At 54.0% G+C, this 19,572-nt stretch carries 18 protein-coding genes; 11 read left to right on the top strand and 7 right to left on the bottom strand.

Annotated features, from left to right (window positions below; all coding sequences use genetic code 11):
• Positions 1 to 86: 86 nt before the first annotated feature.
• The gene (locus NST37_RS03695; protein WP_339186279.1) at positions 87 to 308 is read left to right on the top strand and encodes a hypothetical protein; all 222 of its coding nucleotides are present in this window, start codon (positions 87 to 89) and stop codon (positions 306 to 308) included.
• Positions 309 to 920: 612 nt separating this feature from the next.
• On the opposite strand, the gene NST37_RS03700 is transcribed toward NST37_RS03695, so the two are convergent.
• From NST37_RS03700 to NST37_RS03710, 3 genes are all read right to left on the bottom strand, one after another.
• Positions 921 to 2,096, bottom strand: a complete 1,176-nt coding sequence (locus NST37_RS03700) for an MFS transporter (protein WP_031932040.1) — start codon at positions 2,094 to 2,096, stop codon at positions 921 to 923.
• A 6-nt stretch (positions 2,097 to 2,102) separates the two neighbouring features.
• Positions 2,103 to 2,549: a MerR family transcriptional regulator gene (locus NST37_RS03705; protein ID WP_339186282.1), complete on the bottom strand. Its 447-nt coding sequence runs from the start codon at positions 2,547 to 2,549 to the stop codon at positions 2,103 to 2,105.
• Positions 2,550 to 2,685: 136 nt separating this feature from the next.
• The gene (locus NST37_RS03710) at positions 2,686 to 3,462 is read right to left on the bottom strand and encodes an IclR family transcriptional regulator (protein ID WP_003389421.1); all 777 of its coding nucleotides are present in this window, start codon (positions 3,460 to 3,462) and stop codon (positions 2,686 to 2,688) included.
• Positions 3,463 to 3,662: 200 nt separating this feature from the next.
• Here NST37_RS03710 and NST37_RS03715 point away from each other — a divergent pair, with 200 nt between their 5' ends.
• The 5 genes from NST37_RS03715 to NST37_RS03735 are packed head-to-tail and all read left to right on the top strand — an operon-like array spanning position 3,663 to position 8,684.
• A complete protein-coding gene (locus NST37_RS03715) occupies positions 3,663 to 4,790 on the top strand; it encodes an ABC transporter substrate-binding protein (RefSeq protein ID WP_003389420.1) in 1,128 nt (375 codons plus the stop codon).
• A gap of 8 nt (positions 4,791 to 4,798) precedes the next feature.
• Entirely contained in the window at positions 4,799 to 5,893 is a 1,095-nt protein-coding gene (locus NST37_RS03720) for an ABC transporter ATP-binding protein (protein ID WP_024983554.1), read from the top strand.
• A gap of 2 nt (positions 5,894 to 5,895) precedes the next feature.
• Positions 5,896 to 6,738, top strand: coding sequence for an ABC transporter permease (locus tag NST37_RS03725; RefSeq protein ID WP_339186284.1), 843 nt, complete (start codon positions 5,896 to 5,898; stop codon positions 6,736 to 6,738).
• Positions 6,735 to 7,535, top strand: a complete 801-nt coding sequence (locus tag NST37_RS03730; RefSeq protein WP_327956024.1) for an ABC transporter permease — start codon at positions 6,735 to 6,737, stop codon at positions 7,533 to 7,535. Before NST37_RS03725 ends, NST37_RS03730 begins: the two co-directional genes overlap by 4 nt.
• Before the next feature lie 12 nt (positions 7,536 to 7,547).
• Positions 7,548 to 8,684 carry a M20 family metallopeptidase gene (locus NST37_RS03735; RefSeq protein WP_024983556.1) on the top strand — a complete coding sequence of 379 codons (1,137 nt, stop codon included), beginning with the start codon at positions 7,548 to 7,550 and terminating at the stop codon, positions 8,682 to 8,684.
• A gap of 177 nt (positions 8,685 to 8,861) precedes the next feature.
• Here the strand turns inward: NST37_RS03735 and NST37_RS03740 are convergent, their stop codons facing one another.
• From NST37_RS03740 to NST37_RS03750, 3 genes are all read right to left on the bottom strand, one after another.
• Positions 8,862 to 10,103 (bottom strand): branched-chain amino acid ABC transporter substrate-binding protein, encoded by a 1,242-nt coding sequence (locus tag NST37_RS03740; RefSeq protein ID WP_339186288.1) that lies wholly within the window; start codon positions 10,101 to 10,103, stop codon positions 8,862 to 8,864.
• Positions 10,104 to 10,338: 235 nt separating this feature from the next.
• Positions 10,339 to 11,739 (bottom strand): HAMP domain-containing sensor histidine kinase, encoded by a 1,401-nt coding sequence (locus tag NST37_RS03745; RefSeq protein ID WP_339186289.1) that lies wholly within the window; start codon positions 11,737 to 11,739, stop codon positions 10,339 to 10,341.
• Complete coding sequence (locus NST37_RS03750; protein ID WP_003389411.1) at positions 11,736 to 12,443, bottom strand: response regulator transcription factor; 708 nt, start codon at positions 12,441 to 12,443, stop codon at positions 11,736 to 11,738. The genes NST37_RS03745 and NST37_RS03750 overlap by 4 nt, the downstream gene beginning before the upstream one ends.
• A gap of 168 nt (positions 12,444 to 12,611) precedes the next feature.
• Here NST37_RS03750 and NST37_RS03755 point away from each other — a divergent pair, with 168 nt between their 5' ends.
• The 3 genes from NST37_RS03755 to NST37_RS03765 all read left to right on the top strand — a co-directional run bounded on the left by NST37_RS03755 (position 12,612) and on the right by NST37_RS03765 (position 14,766).
• Positions 12,612 to 13,658: a DUF3048 domain-containing protein gene (locus tag NST37_RS03755; protein WP_031932046.1), complete on the top strand. Its 1,047-nt coding sequence runs from the start codon at positions 12,612 to 12,614 to the stop codon at positions 13,656 to 13,658.
• A 114-nt stretch (positions 13,659 to 13,772) separates the two neighbouring features.
• Positions 13,773 to 14,063, top strand: a complete 291-nt coding sequence (locus tag NST37_RS03760; RefSeq protein ID WP_003389409.1) for a YerC/YecD family TrpR-related protein — start codon at positions 13,773 to 13,775, stop codon at positions 14,061 to 14,063.
• A gap of 16 nt (positions 14,064 to 14,079) precedes the next feature.
• Positions 14,080 to 14,766, top strand: coding sequence for a heptaprenylglyceryl phosphate synthase (locus NST37_RS03765; protein WP_003389408.1), 687 nt, complete (start codon positions 14,080 to 14,082; stop codon positions 14,764 to 14,766).
• A gap of 256 nt (positions 14,767 to 15,022) precedes the next feature.
• Here NST37_RS03765 and NST37_RS03770 read toward each other — a convergent pair whose 3' ends face one another.
• Positions 15,023 to 15,853, bottom strand: a complete 831-nt coding sequence (locus NST37_RS03770) for a glycerophosphodiester phosphodiesterase (protein WP_031932047.1) — start codon at positions 15,851 to 15,853, stop codon at positions 15,023 to 15,025.
• A gap of 348 nt (positions 15,854 to 16,201) precedes the next feature.
• Here NST37_RS03770 and NST37_RS03775 point away from each other — a divergent pair, with 348 nt between their 5' ends.
• Both NST37_RS03775 and pcrA read left to right on the top strand, forming a co-directional pair.
• Entirely contained in the window at positions 16,202 to 17,014 is an 813-nt protein-coding gene (locus NST37_RS03775; RefSeq protein WP_339186292.1) for a VanW family protein, read from the top strand.
• Between the two features lie 138 nt (positions 17,015 to 17,152).
• Complete coding sequence (gene pcrA, locus NST37_RS03780) at positions 17,153 to 19,483, top strand: DNA helicase PcrA (RefSeq protein WP_024983561.1); 2,331 nt, start codon at positions 17,153 to 17,155, stop codon at positions 19,481 to 19,483.
• Positions 19,484 to 19,572 lie beyond the last annotated feature (89 nt).

Here is a 19,572-nt window from a genome sequence, read left to right on the forward strand (position 1 = left end):
CGACAGAGAAGCCTGTTTCCAGTCGAAGCGACTAGCGAAGTCCAGCCCAGCGGAGCAGTGATCCCGAGGAAACAGAATCGCAACCCATGAATCCACTGCGTAGCTGCGCGCCGTTTTGCGATTCCCTCGGGATCATTGCGGAGCGGACAGTTTCCGCATCCTTGTGGGACGTAGACCGGAGCAGAGAATGGAAACAGGCTTCTCTTCACCGCAGCAGCTTTTTTTTGGCGGTTGGACAGGCTTTGGGGGAGGAGATGAAAAAGGAGAAAACCGCTCCAGGTTCGGTGGGACACTGCGAGGGGGATTGACTGTCCGGCTCCATTCCAAAAGCAAAACCGCGTCCAAAAGCAGCCTGCTCAAGGAAGCATCTCAGAGTTGGACGCTAAAGGCGTGTTTTGCTTTTGGAATGGAGCCTGGGAGGTGTCCCAAAGACCTTCGCGGTTTTCTCCTTTTTCATCTCAACAGCTGCTGGTTTCCATCAAAAAACCGTTCGGACATGAGCCCGAACGGTTTGGGAGAGGCTGCCATGAACCTTGGACAACCTTGAAATATCCTGCATGCTTTTTAAAGCTCGATGAGTCACCACTGGTTCGCAAGAGAAGCCTGTTTCCAGTCGAAGCGACTAGCGAAGTCCAGCCCAGCGGAGCAGTGGTCCCGGGGAAACAGAATCGCAACCCATGAATCCACTGCGTAGCTGCGCGCCGTTTTGCGATTCCCTCGGGATCATTGCGGAGCGGACAGTTTCCGCATCCTTGTGGGACGTAGACCGGAGCAGAGAATGGAAACAGGCTTCTCTTCACCGCAGCAGCTTTCGGAGTGGAAGTGAGAAAAATGCCCCAGTGTTTGTTCAAATGCAGCTGCCCGGTTAATATCTTATTTCATGGGCGTAAGCAACACTCGCAAATCCTCAGCAAAAGGGATCAATTGACATGCGCCAAAACCTTTTTCCCCACGGCGAGCACCAGAATGCTGACAATCACCGCAACCGCCCCCGCATAGAAAGGCACATGCGGCGAATACCATTCGGCCAGCTTCCCTGCCAGCCACGGTGCGAGTGCTCCGCCGGAAAAGCGGACGAAGCTGTACGCTGAGGAAGCGACTGCCCGTTCGACCGGGGCTACATCCATCACCGCGGTAGTCAAAACCGTATTGATGATGCCGAGTATGGCGCCGGCGATGACGATGGCGACGACCAGAGTCGTTTGCGATTCTACGCCGAATCCCATAACAGCAAGGACGATGGCCAGCAAGAACAGCATCATGTTCAGCGTCGGGATCGATCCGTATTTCCTTTGCAGCAGCGGCGCTATGATCACCGAGGTAATCGCGAGCATTACGCCCCAGAAGAAAAAGACGAAGCCGAGGCTGTGTTCATCCATGTGCAGAACAAAGGGAGAGAAGGCCAGCAGCGTAAAAAATCCGTAATTGTACAAAAGGGCAGTGGCGGCCAGGGTAAACAGTCCCCGGTGGGTCAGGGCCCGCAACGGATCGGAAATCGAGCTGCGCCGTTTTGGAGCGGGCACTTCGTTCAACAGGACAAAAACTGCGAGAAAAGCGATGGCCATCAGTACGGAAACGCCAAAGAACGGTCCCCGCCAGCTAATGCCGCCAAGCAATCCTCCGAGCAGCGGCCCGACGGACATGCCCAGTCCGATCGCCGCTTCGTACAGAACGATCGCTCCGGCCGTACCGCCGCTGGCTACACTGACGATAACGGCGAGTGCGGTGGAAATGAAAAAGGCATTTCCCAATCCCCACCCGGCGCGGTACCAAACGATTTCCGTAACGGAATTCGACATTCCGCCCATAAAGGCAAAGACGATAATCGCCAAAAGACCGAACAACAGCGTAGGCTTTGGACCGATCCGGCTGGATACCCACCCGGTTACGAGCATCGTAATCCCGGTCATCACCATGTAGCTGGTAAACAGCAGGGATACCTGGCTGGGGGTGGCGTTCAGCTTTTCGGCAATCGCCGGCAGGATCGGGTCGACCAGACCGATGCCCATAAAGGCGACGATACAAGCAAAAGCGACAGCCCAGGCCGATTTGGGCTGTTTAAACAAGGTTTGGAAAGAAGCTCCATGACTGCTCACTGATGTTCACTCCTTGATCTCTTTTTCCAATTCCCGCTTCTTATTCGTAATGCGAGTCAGCTTTTCATCGTATCCCTGCAGCATCTCCGTCAGCTTGTTCAGCTTTTCCTGCAGAACGTCCCGCTGTGCTCTCAGCGTTACCTCCAGCTCTGTCAGCAAGCGCAGCTTTTCGCCCACATGCTGGTTATTCGCATGCTTATCGGAAAAGTAGTCCTGCTTCAAAAGCTCGTAGCGTTTGCCAAGATCCATGATTTCCTTGATTTCCTGCAGGGAAGCGCCGAGGAGATCACGGGTGTTTTTGACGTGCAGAATATGGGTGACGTCTTCGTCCGTGTACAGGCGGTACCCGCTTTCCGTTCGGCCGGACGGACTGACCAGGCCCAATTCTTCATAGTAGCGGAGGGCCCGTTTGGTGAGATTGGTTTTTTTGGCGACCTCCTCGATTTGATACATGAAAGGTTCCTCCTATCACAAATAAAAAATGACATCTCCTATCTTAACAGACATTAACGTTGACGTAAACGTAAAACTATGGGAAAGGTTATGAAACGTGTACTTTTCCTAGTTTTCCTAAAAAAAAGAAGACCAATCATAAGACTGGTCTTGTCAGTTGATACCTGTATCCCAACTCGGCAGACATCTCCTGTACGGTTGTAAGCAACTCATTGCGAATCACATCTTGCTGAGGAAGCACGCGATCTGAAGGTCCAATTACGCTGATCGAGGCAACCACCTCGCCAGTCGAATCGAAGATCGGCGCGGCCATGCCGGTTACTCCGACGTTTCGCCGGTTAGAGCTGAATTCATAGCCGCGCTCCCGGATGTCCTGCAAATTTTGTTTGATTTCTTCGACGGAGGTAAAAGAATGCGGCGTGTAGCCCTTGATCTCCTCCCGCAAAATTTCATCCTGAAATTCTGGCGTCCGGTATGCCAAAAGCACGCGGGAGGCGGAAGTCGAATACATGGGAAAGCGCCGGTAGGTCTCGAGCGTAAACCGGATCGGATGGGGCGAATCCGCTTTGCTCACATAGATGGCGTCTTTTCCATCCTGTATGCAAAGGACAACGAGCTCCTGGGTGCGGGCCAGCAACCGTTGAATATACGGCGTTGAAAATGCGACGATGTCATGGTTTTTGATCACTTTGTCCCCTAATTCCAGCAATGTATAGCCAAGCGTGTACTGCTTGGTTTTTTCGTTTTTCCGGATAAATCCCTCCGACTCCAATGTGGTGAGCAGCTTGTGCACAGCCCCCTTGGAAAGCTGCAGCCTTTTGCTGAGCTCTGTCACTCCCATCTCCGGGGGACCGTCCAGGAACATTTTCAATAGCTTGCAGCCATTTCGTACTGAAGACAAAACCTGATCCATAGGTCATTCCTCCGTAACAGGCATTGATAGTAGTCAAGCATAATCGAAAAGCTTTCAAAAGGAAAGGGGAGAATCCTCCCTCTACTCAGACTATCTTGAATTGTCAGTATACTTATGGTAGTATAACACCAATGTTCTTGAATAGCAAACATCGTTCTCTATTCGTGAACAACAATTGGAGATACGGGGGATGAAGACAAGTGAAGAAAAAGACATTATCGCTGCTCTCTGTTCTTGCATTGACAGGTTCACTACTCGCAGGCTGTGGTTCGTCCACTTCTGCACCGCAATCATCTGCGCCACAGGGCCAACCGGCAGACAACAAGAGTGCCGGACAAGCCGAGGCTCAATTGGAGGACACGCTGGTCATCGCGGGCAACGGGGCCACTGTCGAAAAGCTGATGAAAGACGTGATCTTCAAAAAGTTCAACGAGAAATATCCGAATGTCAAGCTGACGTACGTATCCGGCGTTTCCACGGAAATTGTCGCCAAGGTGAAGGCGCAGAAAAACTCGCCTCAAATTGACATGACCGTCATCGAGGGCGGCGAGCAGGAAAAAGGCCGCCAGGAGGGGCTTTGGGAAGCGATCTCCGAAGCGGACATTCCGAATATGAAAAATGTCCCGGATGACTTGAAGATCGCGGAAAACAGCGGCGTAACCGTCAACTTTACCCCGATGGGCATTTCCTACAACAGCGAATTGGTCAAAGAAAAAAATCTGCCGGTACCGGCTTCCTGGAATGACCTCGCCAAGCCGGAAGTAAAAGGCTATATTACGATGACTGATGTAGCAAGCAACTTCGGCCGCTCCGCGATGATCATGATGGCCTATGCAAACGGAGGCTCCGAGAAAAACATCGAGCCCGGCTTTGAAAAAATGAAAACGATTGCGGGATATATGCCTACCTTTGCGAAGAGCGCGGCCCAGCTGCAGCAAAACCTGCAAAACAAGAGCGCGGCGTACACTACCTGGACGATGGCTCGCAGCCTGACCCAAAAAGACGCCGGACTTCCGCTGGAATTCGTCTTCCCGCAAGAGGGCGGAAACATCGTTCCGAACGTAGCGACATTGGTAAAAGGGGCCAAGCATCCGAATGCGGCAAAGGCATTTATCGACTTTTTGCTGAGTGACGAGGTACAGACCATGTACGCGACGGAGCTGTACTACAATCCTGCCACTGCTGTGAAGCTTCCGGAGGATGTGGCGAAGCAATTGGAGTTTGACCGCAGCAAGGTCGTAAACTTCGACTACGATGTCATCGGGAAGGAAACGGCCAGTTGGCTGGACCGCTTCAATAAAGAAATCGCACCCATTACAGGAAAGTAGGTGTCTGTTTGAGCAAGGTGATTGATGTCGAACTGCGCAGCCTCATGAAGAAGTTTCAGAACAATATCGTGGTTCAGGACTTCAACCTGCAAGTGGAGCAGGGAGAGTTCGTCTCGTTTTTAGGGCCGTCGGGTTGCGGCAAAACGACCACGCTGAATATGATCGCCGGTTTCCTTGACCCGGATGGCGGCGATCTGCTGATCAAGGGACAGCGGATGAACGGTGTCCCTCCCTACAAGCGTGAGCTGGGAATGGTGTTCCAGACCTACTCGCTCTTTCCGCACATGACCGTAGCGGAGAATATCGCCTACGGGCTGAAGCTGCGAAAAATCAGCAAATCGCAGATCCAGGAGCGGGTGGGACGCGTGCTTGATCTGGTCAAGCTGCCGCATGTCGCAGACCGCTACCCGAAGCAATTGTCCGGAGGGCAGCGGCAGCGCATCGCCATCGCCCGTGCGCTGGTCATCGAGCCGTCCCTGCTCTTGCTGGACGAGCCGCTCAGCAATCTCGACGCGAAGCTGAGAGAAGAGCTGCGCGATGAGTTGAAACGGCTGCACCAGGAAATCGGCGTTACGACCATTTTTGTGACACATGATCAGGAAGAGGCGCTCTCCCTGTCAGACCGGATCGTCGTGATGAACCACGGCTTCATCGAGCAGATCGGCACACCGAAGGATATTTACAACCGGCCTGCTTCCGAATTTGTCCATACGTTTATTGGCAAGACCAACCGTCTCGAGGGGGAGGTCGCCGGGCATGAAGGAGACTCCTTGATCATCCAGACAATCGGCGGTCTTCTCGTAGAGGCGAAGTCTGCAAACCTGATGCTTCTCCCCGGGCAAAAAGCAACCGTTTTTATCCGTCCGGAAAAAATCAGACTGTCTGCCGATACGGCGCCGGAAGGAAGAAATCGGGTCAACGGTCAGTTGAAGCTCAGCTCGTTCCTCGGTTCCTATACGGAATGCGAGGTGCAGGCAAACGGGCACAGCATATCTGTCAAGCTGCAAACGGTCGATAAAGGCGTGGAGCTCGTCCCCGGCAAGGCTGTCTCTTGCAGCTGGGATGCGGAAGATGTGCTGGTCATGCCGGCGGAGAGGGGATGACGATGAACAAAAGGCTGTCGATTCTTCTTTTGACGGCACCGAGCATGGTCGTTCTGCTCGGCGTCTTTCTTCTCCCGATGCTGCTCATGCTGCTGCTCAGCTTTCAAAATGACGAGCAAGCCTTCAGCGTGGAAAACTACTTGTTGTTTGCAAAGGACCCGTATTATGCGGAGATCATGTGGAGGACGACACGGGTCAGCCTTTGGACCGTACTCTGTTCGCTGGTCCTCGGCTTTCCGGTGGCGATGTTTATGGCTCAGGCGACGGGAAAGATGCGGGGCATCGTGACCATGCTGATCCTCGCTCCCCACCTGATCAGTGTCGTCATCCGCAATTTCGGCTGGGTGGTCGTGCTCGGGGAAAAGGGCTGGATCAACGAGGTTTTGCTTGCGCTCGGACTGATCAAAGAGCCGCTCCGGTTGCTGTACAACGAGCTAGGCGTCGTAATCGGTCTGACGGACTCCTTTATCGCCTATATGGTACTGGCGATTGCGACCAGCCTGTATGCGATTGATCCGTCCTTGTCCAAGGCCGCCTCGATCCTCGGGGCATCCCGGGTGCGGACCTTTTTTACCGTGACACTGCCGCTCAGTCTGCCGGGGCTTGTCGCCGGGACGACACTCGTTTTCAGCCTGTCCATGAGCGCATTCGTCACACCTGCACTGATGGGGGGAACGTCGGTGAAAGTCATGCCGGTAATTGCTTATGAACAGATAATGGCTACGCTGAACTGGCCGCTGGGAGCGGCGCTGGCATTTCTGCTTTTGGGCAGTACGATTTTGCTTGTGACTCTCTACACCAGGCTGATTGAGACCAAGCGATACAAAGAGGTGTTTTCGTCATGACAAAACTGAAACCGCTTGGCCTTATCACCTTTTTTGTACTCATCCTGGTAAACCTGCCGTTTCTGGTTATCATACCGAGTTCATTTACCGCGGCGGGATATCTCTCTTTTCCTCCCGAAGGCTTTTCCTGGCAGTGGTACACGATGATTCTCGAACGGCCGGAATTTATCGAATCGTTCTGGTTCAGCATCAAGCTCGCGGCCATCACCGCTGTGCTGGCAACCCTGATCGGCACGCTGGCAGCGATGGCCCTGCACAGATACAAGTTTCGCGGAAAAGGAATCATCAACGGCCTGCTGCTGTCTCCTTTGACCGTTCCATCGCTCATTATCGGGATTGCCGCGCTGCTGTTCTTTACGCGTATCGGGATAGCCGGTACGTTTACCGGGCTGCTGCTTGCGCACATACTGATTTCCATTCCGTATGTCGTTCGTCTCGTGTTGACCGGATTAAGCACGTTTGACTATACGCTGGAGAAGGCGGGCTACATGCTGGGAGCGCGTCCGCTGCGGGTGTTCTGGGACATTACCCTGCCTCTGCTGCGTCCGGCTATTGTGTCAGGGATGATTTTTTCCTTTTTGACCTCTTTTGACAACGTGACGGTATCCCTGTTCTTAGTGGCGCCTGAAACGACAACGCTGCCGCTGGCTATTTTCACCTACATGCAGGAGACGCTCGATCCTTTGGTTGCGTCCATCTCTTCAGTGGTCATCCTGCTCAGTCTTTTGTTTATCGTCATCCTGGAAAAGGTGTACGGACTGGAACGGCTGTTTGGACTCAATTCTCAATCCCACTAAGGAAGAGGCACAATGGACATTCACTTATTATTGCAACAGTATCAACAGCAATTGATCGAGGATCTCAGGCAGTGTGTCAATATGGATTCGCCTTCGCGCAGCAAAGCGCTGGGGGACCGGATGGCAGACTGGTTTGGCAAAAGGTTTGTCGAGCTGACAGGCGGGCAAGCGGAGCGTATCGCCAATGAACAGTATGGAGATCAGCTGCGCTGTGTGCTCGGAAACGGCGAGAAGCGGGTGCTCGTCATTGGACATTACGATACCGTTTGGCCGGAGGGAGAGGCGGACCGCAGGCCATTTGCGATAAAAAATGGCAGAGCGTACGGCCCCGGCGTGTACGACATGAAGGCAGGCGTACTGCAGGCGTTCTACGCTTTGCGGGCCCTGCAGGAGCTGGGGCAATTCCCCGCTGACAAGCAGGTCGTTCTCCTTCTGAACAGCGACGAAGAAATCGGCAGTCCGACCTCGCGACGGTTGGTAGAACGGGAGGCGGAAGGGGCGGTAGCCAGCTTTGTTCTGGAGCCGCCAACAGAACCGCATGGCGCTCTCAAAACATGGCGGAAGGGGAGCGCCCACTTCCAGCTTCGCGTGCACGGGGTCTCCTCGCATGCCGGTGTCGATCACGCCAAAGGGGTATCGGCTATCGAGGAGATGTCCCGGATCATTCAATACTTGCATACCTTTACCGATTACGAGGTGGGCACGACGGTGAATGTCGGGCTTGTCAAAGGAGGAATCGGCTCGAATGTCGTGGCGGACTTTGCCGAGGCAGAGGTGGATGTACGGGTGATGACGCTGGAGGCGGCAAGGCAGATGGAACAGCTTTTCCACTCCTTGCAGCCGAGTCTTCCCGGTACCCGCCTGACCGTGACCGGAGGCATGCGACGACCGCCGATGGAGAGGACAGACGAGATCGGCAGGCTGTTCGCTTTGGCAAAAAGCATTGCCGAGCAAGAAATCGGGATCGAGCTGGAGGAGTCCGGTACGGGCGGTGTCAGCGACGGCAACTTTGCTGCCGCCTGCGGTGTCCCAACGCTTGACGGGCTGGGGGCCAAAGGGGGCTATGCCCATTCCCCGGACGAGTTCATCGAGATCGACCAGATCCCAGTCCGGTCGGCTCTCTTGGCGAGATTGATCGAAAGATGCTGATAACAGTCCGGTCGGCGCTTCTGGTAAGATTGGCTGAAAGATGATGACAGACGAACCCCTCATCCTGGCGACAAGGATGAGGGGTTTAGTTTTGGCGGCAGAGGGCCGTTTCGTTCCATAAAAAAAGAAAAGCACCATGTCTTTTTTTTCAAGACAGGTGCTTTTTCATGTGTCCCCTTAATTTCCTGCTTCGCCCAAAAATTCGGCTTTTTCTTTTCCGTATTGATAGATGTAAACCTGGGAGTGCTTGTTGTCGCCTTTTTCGTCAAAGGTGACCTTTGTAAACAGACCGCTGAACTCGTTCGTGGCGCGGATTGCATTCATGACCTGCTCGCGGGTAGGCTTTTTGCCCCCGTTTTCTTGAATCGCCTTTTCCATTCCGTTCAAGGCGACCAGTGTAGCGTCATAAGCAAAAGGAGAGAACGCGCCTGGCTCTTTGTTGAAGGCTGCCTTGAATTTTTCTACCCATTGCTTGCCTTGCTCCTGCGAACGGATGTCGCTTACGACAGTCGCATAAACGATCCCTTCCGCAGCGGGTCCGGCGATTTTATACATATCCGCCGACTCCAATCCCTCGCCGCCCATGAATTTGCCGGTGAAGCCCTTTTCGCGGGCTTGCTTGGCGATGATGCCCATCTCCGCGTACATGCCGCCGTAGAAGACAAGATCGGGCTTTTTCGCCACCAATTGGTTGACGATTGCGCTGTAATCCTTTTCGCCTGCGGTGACCCCTTCGTAGCCGACTTCGGTTACACCCAGGTCCTTGAATGCTTTGCGGACCTCGTCGGTCAAGCCTTGGCCATAGGCCGTTTTGTCGTGAGCGAGGTAGACCGTTGCGGCTCCCAACTTCTCTTTTGCGTATTTGGCTGCGGCAGGAGCGATCTGGTCGTTGCGAGCGACGAGCCGGTTTACGCTCTTTCTGTTCGCTTCCGTCAGCTCGACCCCGGTATTTGCAGGGGAGATCATTGCGAGCTTGCCTTCTTCATACTTGACAGAGGACGGGATGGCGACGCCTGTATTGTAGTGGCCGACCACCGCGTACACGTCCGGGTCGGAAATCAGCATTTCCGCGTTGGATACGCCGATTTTCGGGTCTGCCTGGTCGTCCTGAGGGAAGAGCTGGATCTCAAAACCAAGCTTTTTAAACGCTTCGGCACGCTCTTGCACGGCCATTTGCGCCCCGAGCTTGATGCCGTCGCCTTCGAGCGACTGGGCTCCGGACAGCGGACTTTGGGTGGCAATCTTGATCACGTTCGAGCTTCCGCCTCCGGCCCCTCCTTCGGAAGACGGAGCTGATGGAGCAGAAGATGGAGCGGTGGAAGGTGACGAAGCGGTATTCCCGCCGCCGCCCGTACCACATCCGGCAACGAGCGAACTGGTCAGTAGAGCGGAGAGTAAGAGCATCGTTTTCTTTTTCACAATGAGACCCCCAAGTAATTTGTGAATAATATATATTTTTTATAAACATATCAACTGATAGTGGCCGCGTCAACGAATATTCTTTCTAGTTGAAATAATAAAAAAATACAAAACGATAAAATAGAATTATTCCATGCAAAAACAACTCGGCCGCCCCCGGTTACATAAATGTAAGACCTAAAATAAATGAAAGGCCAAAAAGCTCCGGGAGGTCCGGAGCTTTTCTGCTGGTTTGCTATCTCTTTACGGGCAGCGTGATCGTAAAGCAGGGGCCTTCCGCTTCATTGCGGACAGCGATGCTGCCTTTGTGGGCTTCAAAGACAGCGCGGGCGATGGCCAGACCGAGTCCGTGCTTGCCCGATTTCCCCTTGCGGAACCGCTGGAACAGTTGCGGGAGCAGAGCTTCTTCGATCGGCGGACCGTCATTTGCGATGGTGATGACGACCCTGTCGTCCGCTTGCCGGCCGGTCACGACCAACTGGCTTTTTGCGTAGCGCAGCTGGTTTTCCAGGATATTGACAAAGGCAGTGCTCAACTGCTCGCCATCGCCTTCGAGGATGAGGGCGGGCGGCAGATCAAGCTGCCAGGAAATGTCCGGGTTCAGCACGGAGAGCCGCTGCTCCAGCAATTTAAACATCTCCGTCACATCGACTCTGCCCATCTGCATCATTTGCGAGACGGATTCGATTTTGGTCAAGTACAAGAGCTGTCCCACGACCTTTTCCAGTCGCTTGCTTTCCTGCATGATCGTTTGCAATCCTTTTTCCGCCTGCGGGCCCTGGAAGACTCCCTCCAGCAAGCCCTGCGTATAGCCTTGTATCGCCATGATCGGTGTTTTCAGCTCGTGGGAAATATTTTGCACAAAATGGCGCTGAGATTCGTCGTGTTCCTTCAACTGATCCTTCATCGTTTCAAAGGAGCGCGCCAATTGGCCGATCTCGTCCCCGCGATCCAGCGTGAGCGGCGTATCAAACTGTCGCCGGGCGATTTTCTGGCAGGATTCGTCCAGCGATCGGAGCGGTTTGCTCAGGTAGCGGCTGAACCAGACGGCCAGCAGCCAGCTGATCAGGAGCAGCACGACAAAGATCATGAGAAACTGCCTGGTCAGCAGCGAGTTGATTTGATTCAGCTCGCGTTCTTTGGAGAACAGCACCATATAGTAGGGAAAGCCGTGGTAGTCCATCAGCCTGCTGACGAACAGATAGTCTTCTCCCCCGCGCTCCAGGGTCCCGTGCTGGAGCTTGTTGCCGGGATAGGAGGCCGCTTTCTTGTAGAGTGCGGCCGCGTCGTTATAGGAAAACCGTTCCCTCTCCGTAATGCGGCTGCCCAGCTCTACGCCGTCGGTCGAAAAGACGATCATGTCAAACGAGTATTCATAACGAGACAGCAGCACCTGCAAAAAGTAAGGGGCGGCTGCCGGTACCGGTAACAGCTCGTTGTGCTCGTTAAAGGAGATGTGGTCGGACAGGGTGTAAAACTCCTGCTCCAGAAGCGAATACGTATTGTTGACCAGGTACTGCTTGACGGCAAAAGGAAAAACAATCCCGACTCCGATCCCCAGCACGCTGGTCAAGAGCATGAACAGGATGAGGATTTGCCGGGAGAGCGGCAGGTTTTTCAGTCGGAATTTGCTCATGTGCGGGTCATCCGGTAGCCGAAGCCATAGACAGTCTCCAGCGGAAACTTGGGCATTTTCTTGCGGATGCGCTTGACCAGATCGTCCACAGCCCGATCGGAACCGATGTAGTCCTCTCCCCAGATTGCTGTCAGGATTTGCTCGCGATTGAGCGCCAGGCCCTGATTGTGGAGGAGGTAGACGATCAGCTCAAATTCTTTAGTTGTCAGCTCGATCTGGTTCCCGTTTTCTTTTACCTGCCGTCCCTTTTCGGAGATCTGGTACGGCCCGATCGTCACCCAGTCCTCGTAGGAAGCCTGAATGGGAGCAGGGACTGCGGCCCCTCCTTTTTCATAGGTGCGCTGCAGCAGCTTTTGCACGCGAATGACGAGTTCACGCGGCAGAAACGGCTTGGCGAGATAATCGTCGCTGCCCAGCTCAAGCCCGATGATTTTGTCCATGTCCTGATCACGGGCGGAAATAAAGACGATGGGCACGTCGGATTTGCCCCGGATCAGGCGCAGCAGCTCATAGCCATCGATGTCAGGGAGCATGATGTCGAGAATCCATATATGGGGCTGCTCCGGTTCTTCCAGGACGGGGAGAACCTCGGCGCCGCTTTGAAACGCGCGAACCTGAAAACCGGCGTTTTGCAGATACGATTGCAATAGCTCCAAGAGGCTGGTTTCGTCATCTACCAGATAGACGAGGTAGGGAGTTTGCATGGCTTCTTCCTCGCTTTTCATCTGAGTTTGCATAAATTGTAGCACAGTCGCGGGCCGGATGTGTGGGAGCGGCGTATGAGAATCGTGGAAAACGTGTGGAAGCAGGATTCTGTTTTCCTTTCAGAGAAAAAAAGAGGGTGCGAGAGAAAACCGGAAAGGAGCGCTTTCATGCAAAGACGCATCACACGAACTCTCATGTTGCTTTCTCTGGCGCTGCTTGCAGCGTGTTCGAACAAACCGGCTGACACGACGCCGCAGCCCGAGCAGCCGCCCGCTCCGATTGTGCAGCCGCCCTCGGCGGAACCGCCAAAGCTTCCTTACACTGCGCCGTTTACCGGCCTGGGCAGCCAGACAAGGCTGGACCAGCGGCCGATTATGGTCATGATCAACAATGCACCGCAGGCCCGCCCGCAATCAGGGATTAACAAGGCGGATCTGGTATACGAAGTGCTGGCAGAAGGGGAAATGACCCGCCTTCTCGCCGTTTTCCACAGTCAAAGGCCGGAAGTGATCGGACCGGTCCGCAGCATCCGTCCCTATTTTATTCAGCTTGGAGTTGGGATCGATGCCATGCTGGTTCATGCCGGCGGCAGTCCGGATGCGCTCAACACGCTGGCTCGTTCCGATTACAGCCACCTCGACGAAATTCCCAACGGCCGCTATTTTTGGCGGGAGAAGTTTCGCCACGCCCCGCATAATCTGTATACCAAACCGGAGCTGATTGAGCAGGCGATGCTGGACAAAGGCATTCGCATGACAGGCGAGCTGCCGTACTTTCCGTTTTTGCCGGAAGATGCCGAGATCACGGAAGGGGAGCCGGCGACAAAGGTCGATCTCGTCTTTCATTCGCTCAACAAAGCAGGCTTTGTTTACGATGCAGAAAAGAAAAAGTACATGCGGCTTACAGAGGGCAAACCGCATCTTGATCTGACGACAGACGAGCAGCTCTCGACGACCAATCTGCTGGTCATTGCCGCAAAGCATCGCGTGCTGGATAGTGAAGGCCGCCGTCAGGTGGACGTCGTCGGTCCGGGAGATGGATATCTGTTCCAGCAGGGCAAGGCGAAAAAAATCAAATGGAAGCGGGCTGGCGGCGTCATCCGGGCTTACGAGGACGCTTCCATGACCAAGGAAGTGCCGCTTTTGCGCGGCAATACATGGGTTTCGATCGTGCCGAATGCCCCGGCGATGACGAGCTACCTCAAGTTTGAATAGGTTTCGGAGAATAGGGGCTTGCAGGGTGGCCCTGTTTCTTCTAAGATAATCTTGTAAGCTTTAACGCTTAAAAATTTTACAGTGAAAAAACTTCCCTATGACGGGGTGATCCTGATGCAATTGGAAAAACTAAAAGGAAAAGGGATCGAGCAGCTGTTTGAGGCCGTTCTTTCCTTGGAGACGATGGAAGAGTGCTATCAGTTTTTTGATGATCTCTGCACCATCAATGAAATGCAGTCGCTCGCACAGCGTCTGGAAGTGGCACGCATGCTGCGCAAGGGCTACACCTACAATCAGATCGAAGCGGAGACGGGAGCGAGCACGGCGACCATCTCACGCGTCAAGCGCTGCTTGAACTACGGCAACGACGGTTATCAGCTGGCGCTTGAGCGGATCGGAAAATAGGCAGGAGGCAGCACCGTTGATTGATTATCGCAGTTGGCGCCATACCTTTAAACTGGACCCGGATAAAACCATCGGAGACGATGAGCTGGAGGCTTTATGCGAATCCGGTACGGATGCCATTATTGTCGGCGGCACCTATGGCGTGACATATGACAACACGCTTGAGCTGATGTCTCGGATTCGGCGTTATGCGGTACCAGCAGTCCTGGAAATCTCTTCGCTGGATGCGGTTGTACCCGGCTTCGATTCGTATTTTATTCCGCTGGTGATCAACGCGGGGGATGCAGATTGGCTGTTTGCCCCGCACGTCAGCGGCCTCAAGGCTTTCGGCCAGTACATACATTGGGACGAGATCATTGCCGAAGGCTATCTGGTAGCCAACCCTGATTCGGGTGTTGCCAGACTGACAAAAGCCCGCCCGATAGAAGGCGCTGCGGAAGCCAAGGCGTATGCGCAGACAGCCGCAAAAATTTGCCGCCTGCCAATTGTCTATCTGGAGTACAGCGGGGCCTATGGAGATCCGGCTGTAGTCCGGGCATGCAAAAGCGGCGCCGGGGAAGCGCATCTGTTTTACGGCGGCGGCATCCGGACGGCGGAGCAGGCAGCGGAAATGGCGGCCTTGGCTGATACGATTGTCGTGGGCAATGTGATTTACGAAGACTTGCAGGCGGCTTTGTCTACCGTTCGCGCTGTGAAAAGGTAGGCGGAAGGGCTGTAGTTGGAAACAGGCATAGTGTGTTCAGCAGGAGAGACTCAGAAACGGGTCTCTCCTGTTTTGTTGGGGAGCATGTGTTTGAAATTGGAAGCGTACATGTTTCGCTCCCATGCAAAAAACGGCCTTGCGTCCATGTGTACAAGGACGAAGGCCGCCAACTATAATCGGCTGACGCGCTCGGTTCAATCTGCCTTCCGTGACAAACAGGCGCGTTCAGACAAATGAACGATCTTTTGAACAGGTTTTACTTGTGCTTGTTGCGCGGCACGTAATCCGGGTAATCCGTGATAATGCCGTCAACGCCGGCGTCCAGCAGCGGTTCCGCTTCTTCCGGCTTCCGCACGGTCCAGACCGACATTTTCATTCCGCGTTCGCGCACCCGTTCCAGCAATTCCGGGGAAAACATTTTCAGGCTGGGATTCACATAATCTACATAAGTGGCAAATTCGTCGAGCATCTCATCGGTCAACTGCTCTGGCTTGTTGGTCAAAACGCCGACAGGAATGTCCGGCAAAAGCTCGTGGAATGTTTTCATCGAGTCGAAGTTAAACGATTGCACGATGATCTTGTTATTTGCGGGCTTGTCCATGTTTCGCTCGCGCAAGGCATCCGCTACCATCTCTTCTACGCCCGGATACAGCTCAGGAGATTTTAATTCGATCAAGATGCCGGTTTTGCCGCGGAATTCATCGAGCACCTCTTCAAAAGTGGGGATTTGTTCGCCCGCAAATTCCGGATCGAAGTAACTGCCAGCATCCAGCTCGCGGATTTCTTCAAAGGTCAAATCCTTCACTTTTCCGGTGCCGTCGGTAGTGCGGTCCACGGTATTGTCGTGTATGACGACCATTTGCCCGTCCTTTGTCACTTGCACGTCGATTTCGATGTAGTCAGCCTTCATTTTCACTGCCTTGCGAAACGCCGCCATGGTGTTCTCGGGTGCATAGCCGGAAGCGCCACGGTGGGCGACGGTGTCTACGCGGTGGGCATGTTCATTGGGTGCTGCCATAGCTGCCAGCGGCTGGAGCAATCCGGCAACAAGTACTGCGGCCATCAACGTTTTTCCCAAGCGAATCATGTAAATCTCCTCCTCGACGTTTTTTGGCTCCCACAGGCGATGACAAAGAAAAGAGGGAGCATGGTCTGCAGGCTGGAATATGCGATGGTGTTTTCGGGGCCCCAAAAACAAAAAATCACAGATTCCCCCCAGCGTGTAAGCTGAATGGAATACTGTGAATCTCCTGTTCTCCATCACAATATTCAAAATATTCTGCTGAGTTCCAGTTTACACGAAGTCTTCCCTCAAATCTACACGGTTTGGAAAAATCATCCTTATAGCCTAAACTCTCATGCTGCTGGCATGACGGAAGATAGGGGGGATGCAGGTCTTTTGAACCTGTTCATCAACAAAAAAGGAGGGGGCTCCATGAGACCGATCAAGCGCAGCCGCTGGAGATTGGCAGCGGGTATCTGCTATTACCGCATCAAACGTTATAGAGAATGGCTCTTTGGCCGAAAAAAGTATGCCAGACTGAGAAAACCGGAGAGACTTCCTTGCCTGCATAAACATCATCAGACCCCTTTGCTAAGGCAACTGCAAAACGTCGAGATGTGGATACAGCACAACAAAGTAACGAACCTCCGCATTGCGTCGGAGCGATTGGATGGAATCGTCGTCCGTCCGGGAGAGACGTTCTCGTACTGGAAGCTGATCGGAAAGCCGACGCGGCGCAAAGGGTATCTGGAAGGGATGCTGCTGTCGCATGGGCAGGTGCTGGCTGGTGTGGGGGGAGGCTTGTGCCAGCTGTCCAACCTGATCTACTGGATGACGCTGTTTACACCGCTTACTGTGACAGAGCGCCACCGGCACAGCTACGACGTCTTTCCTGACGCGAGCCGCACGCAGCCATTTGGCAGCGGAGCGACGTGTTTTTACAACTACCTCGATCTTCAAATTGCCAATCAGACGAACCAGGCCTTTCAGTTGCGTCTTTCGCTTGGGGGTGGCTGCCTCGTCGGAGAGTGGCTGGGCGAGTACCCGCCGACGCGGCGATACGAAGTATATGAAAAGAAACACGCGATCACTCCAGGGCTCTGGGGCGGCTACGAACGCCGCAACCTTCTGTACCGGCGCGTGTATGACCTGGAGGGCGAACTGATTGGAGACGAGTTTATTGCGGAAAACCGCGCGTATATGATGTATGAGCCGCTTTTGCCCGGCCGCGAGCCTGCAGGGTAAGACTTCAAATGTTTACTCTGTTTGCCAGCAATCCCTCCTCTGGTTTGACTGGAACTCTCCCTCGATCTGTGAGAAAATAGGAACATATGCTTTCGTTCGGGAGCGTTTTGAGAGGCAGGAAAGGTGGAAGTTATACATATGTCTACAGTTGACCGAATTATCGCCGGACTAAATCCGCAGCAGCGGGAAGCGGTCCTCACAACAGAAGGGCCGGTTCTTATACTCGCAGGTGCAGGCAGCGGCAAGACCAAGGTGCTGACCCAACGGATTGCCTATCTGATCCAGGAAAAGCGCGTGGCCCCCTGGAGCATTCTGGCGATTACCTTTACCAACAAGGCGGCCAGGGAGATGCAAAACCGCGTGGCCGCCATCATCGGCCGCGAAGCGGAGGACACCTGGATTTCTACATTCCACTCGCTCTGCGTCCGCATCCTGCGAAAAGATATTGACCGTCTGGGCATAAACCGGAGCTTCTCGATACTCGACGCCGGCGATCAACTGTCCGTTATCAAGCAATGTCTGAAAGAATTGAACATAGATCCGAAGCAGTACGAGCCGCGCGGCCTCCTGGCGGCGATCAGCGGGGCCAAAAACGAGCTGACAGATCCAATCCGTTACTCGAATCTTGCCGGAGATGCCTACTCGATGGTCGTCGCGAAGGTATACGAGCTGTACCAAAAGAAACTGAAAAACAACCAGTCCCTGGACTTTGACGACCTCATCATGACAACTGTCCGGCTGTTTAAGGAAGTGCCGGAGGTTCTCGAATACTACCAAAAGAAATTCCGCTACATCCATGTCGATGAGTATCAGGATACGAACCGGGCCCAGTACATGCTCATCTCCATGCTCGCGGACAAATTCCGCAACGTCTGCTGCGTCGGGGATGCCGACCAGAGCATTTACAAGTGGCGCGGGGCGGATATATCCATCATTTTGAACTTTGAAAAGGATTATCCGGAAGCGAAATTGATCAAACTGGAGCAAAACTACCGCTCGACCAAAACGATTTTGCAGGCGGCCAACCAGGTGATCGCAAACAACGTCATGCGCAAGGAGAAAAAGCTCTGGACGGAAAACGAGGCAGGGGAAAAAATCACTTGCTTCCAGGGGGATTCCGAGCACGACGAAGCGTATTTCATCGTAGATACGATCCGCAAGCAGATGCCCATTTACAAGCGGTACGACAAATTCGCCGTCCTGTACCGGACCAACGCCCAGTCCCGCGTGGTCGAGGAAGTGTTCATCAAATCGAATATCCCTTACACGATCGTTGGCGGCACGAAGTTCTACGACCGCAAAGAGATTAAAGACATTTTGGCTTATTTGCGGGTGATCTCCAATCCGGATGACGACATCAGCCTGACGCGGATTATCAACGTGCCGAAGCGAAATATCGGCGATACGACAGTGGAAAAGCTGCAGGCTTACGCGAATGCCCACGGTCAATCCCTGTACGGCGCGATCCAGGAGGCGGGCTATATGGGATTGCCGGCACGCACGACCAATGCGATCCTTTCATTTAATGACCTGATCACCAACCTGATGCAGATGACCGACTACCTGTCCGTGACCGAGCTGGTGGAGGAAGTGCTGAAGCGCACCGGATACCGCGAGATGCTGAAGGAAGAAAAAACGCTGGAGTCCGCGGCGCGGCTGGAGAACATCGAGGAGCTTTTGTCCGTTACCCAGGAGTTTGAGCGGAAGAACGAGGACAAGAGCCTGCTTGCCTTCCTGACCGACCTCGCTTTGGTAGCCGACATTGACACTTTGTCGGATGACGGCCAGACCGAGGAGGAGGTATCCGCTGAAGGCCAGGTCGTCCTGATGACGCTGCACAGCGCCAAGGGTCTGGAGTTTCCGGTCGTCTTTCTGGCGGGAATGGAGGAAGGCGTATTCCCTCATAGCCGTTCGCTGTTCGACGACGCGGAGATGGAGGAAGAAAGACGCCTCGCCTATGTAGGGATTACCCGGGCCGAGGAGCGGCTGTATTTGACATCGGCGCGGATGCGGACCTTGTTTGGCCGTACCAATGTGAATGCGCCCTCGCGCTTTTTCAAGGAGATTCCTGCCGAGCTGTTGGAAGGAAGCCCTGTTCAAGAATCAGGCGGGATGCAGGGAGGCTCCTTTGGACAGCGCGGTTACGGCCAGCGAGACGGGTTTGGCCGCTATGGAGCGGGTCAGGCGGATGCGGGGACAAAGTCCGCTTTTGGACAACGCACCGGCACTACAGGCACCTCTGCCTTTTCCCGTCCGGCCATGGCCGCTCCGACCAAATTGCAAGGCCATGGCGGCGGCTCCGGCATCGATTGGAAGGTAGGCGACAAGGTAAAGCACGGCAAGTGGGGCACCGGTACGGTCGTCAAGGTGAAAGGAAGCGGAGACGATACGGAGCTGGATATCGCTTTCCCGAGTCCGACCGGAATCAAAAAGCTGCTGGCAAAATTTGCTCCGATCGAGCGGGGATAGTATTCTATACGGTACAGAATCTTTTGCAAGCAAGCTGAATCACGAAAGCGATTTGCCCGGGAAGCGCTCGGGCTTGATACGGAATAGCA

Origin of the sequence: Brevibacillus sp. FSL K6-6036 (assembly GCF_037964015.1) — a bacterium.
In the GTDB taxonomy this organism is placed as follows: Bacteria; Bacillota; Bacilli; order Brevibacillales; family Brevibacillaceae; genus Brevibacillus; species Brevibacillus borstelensis.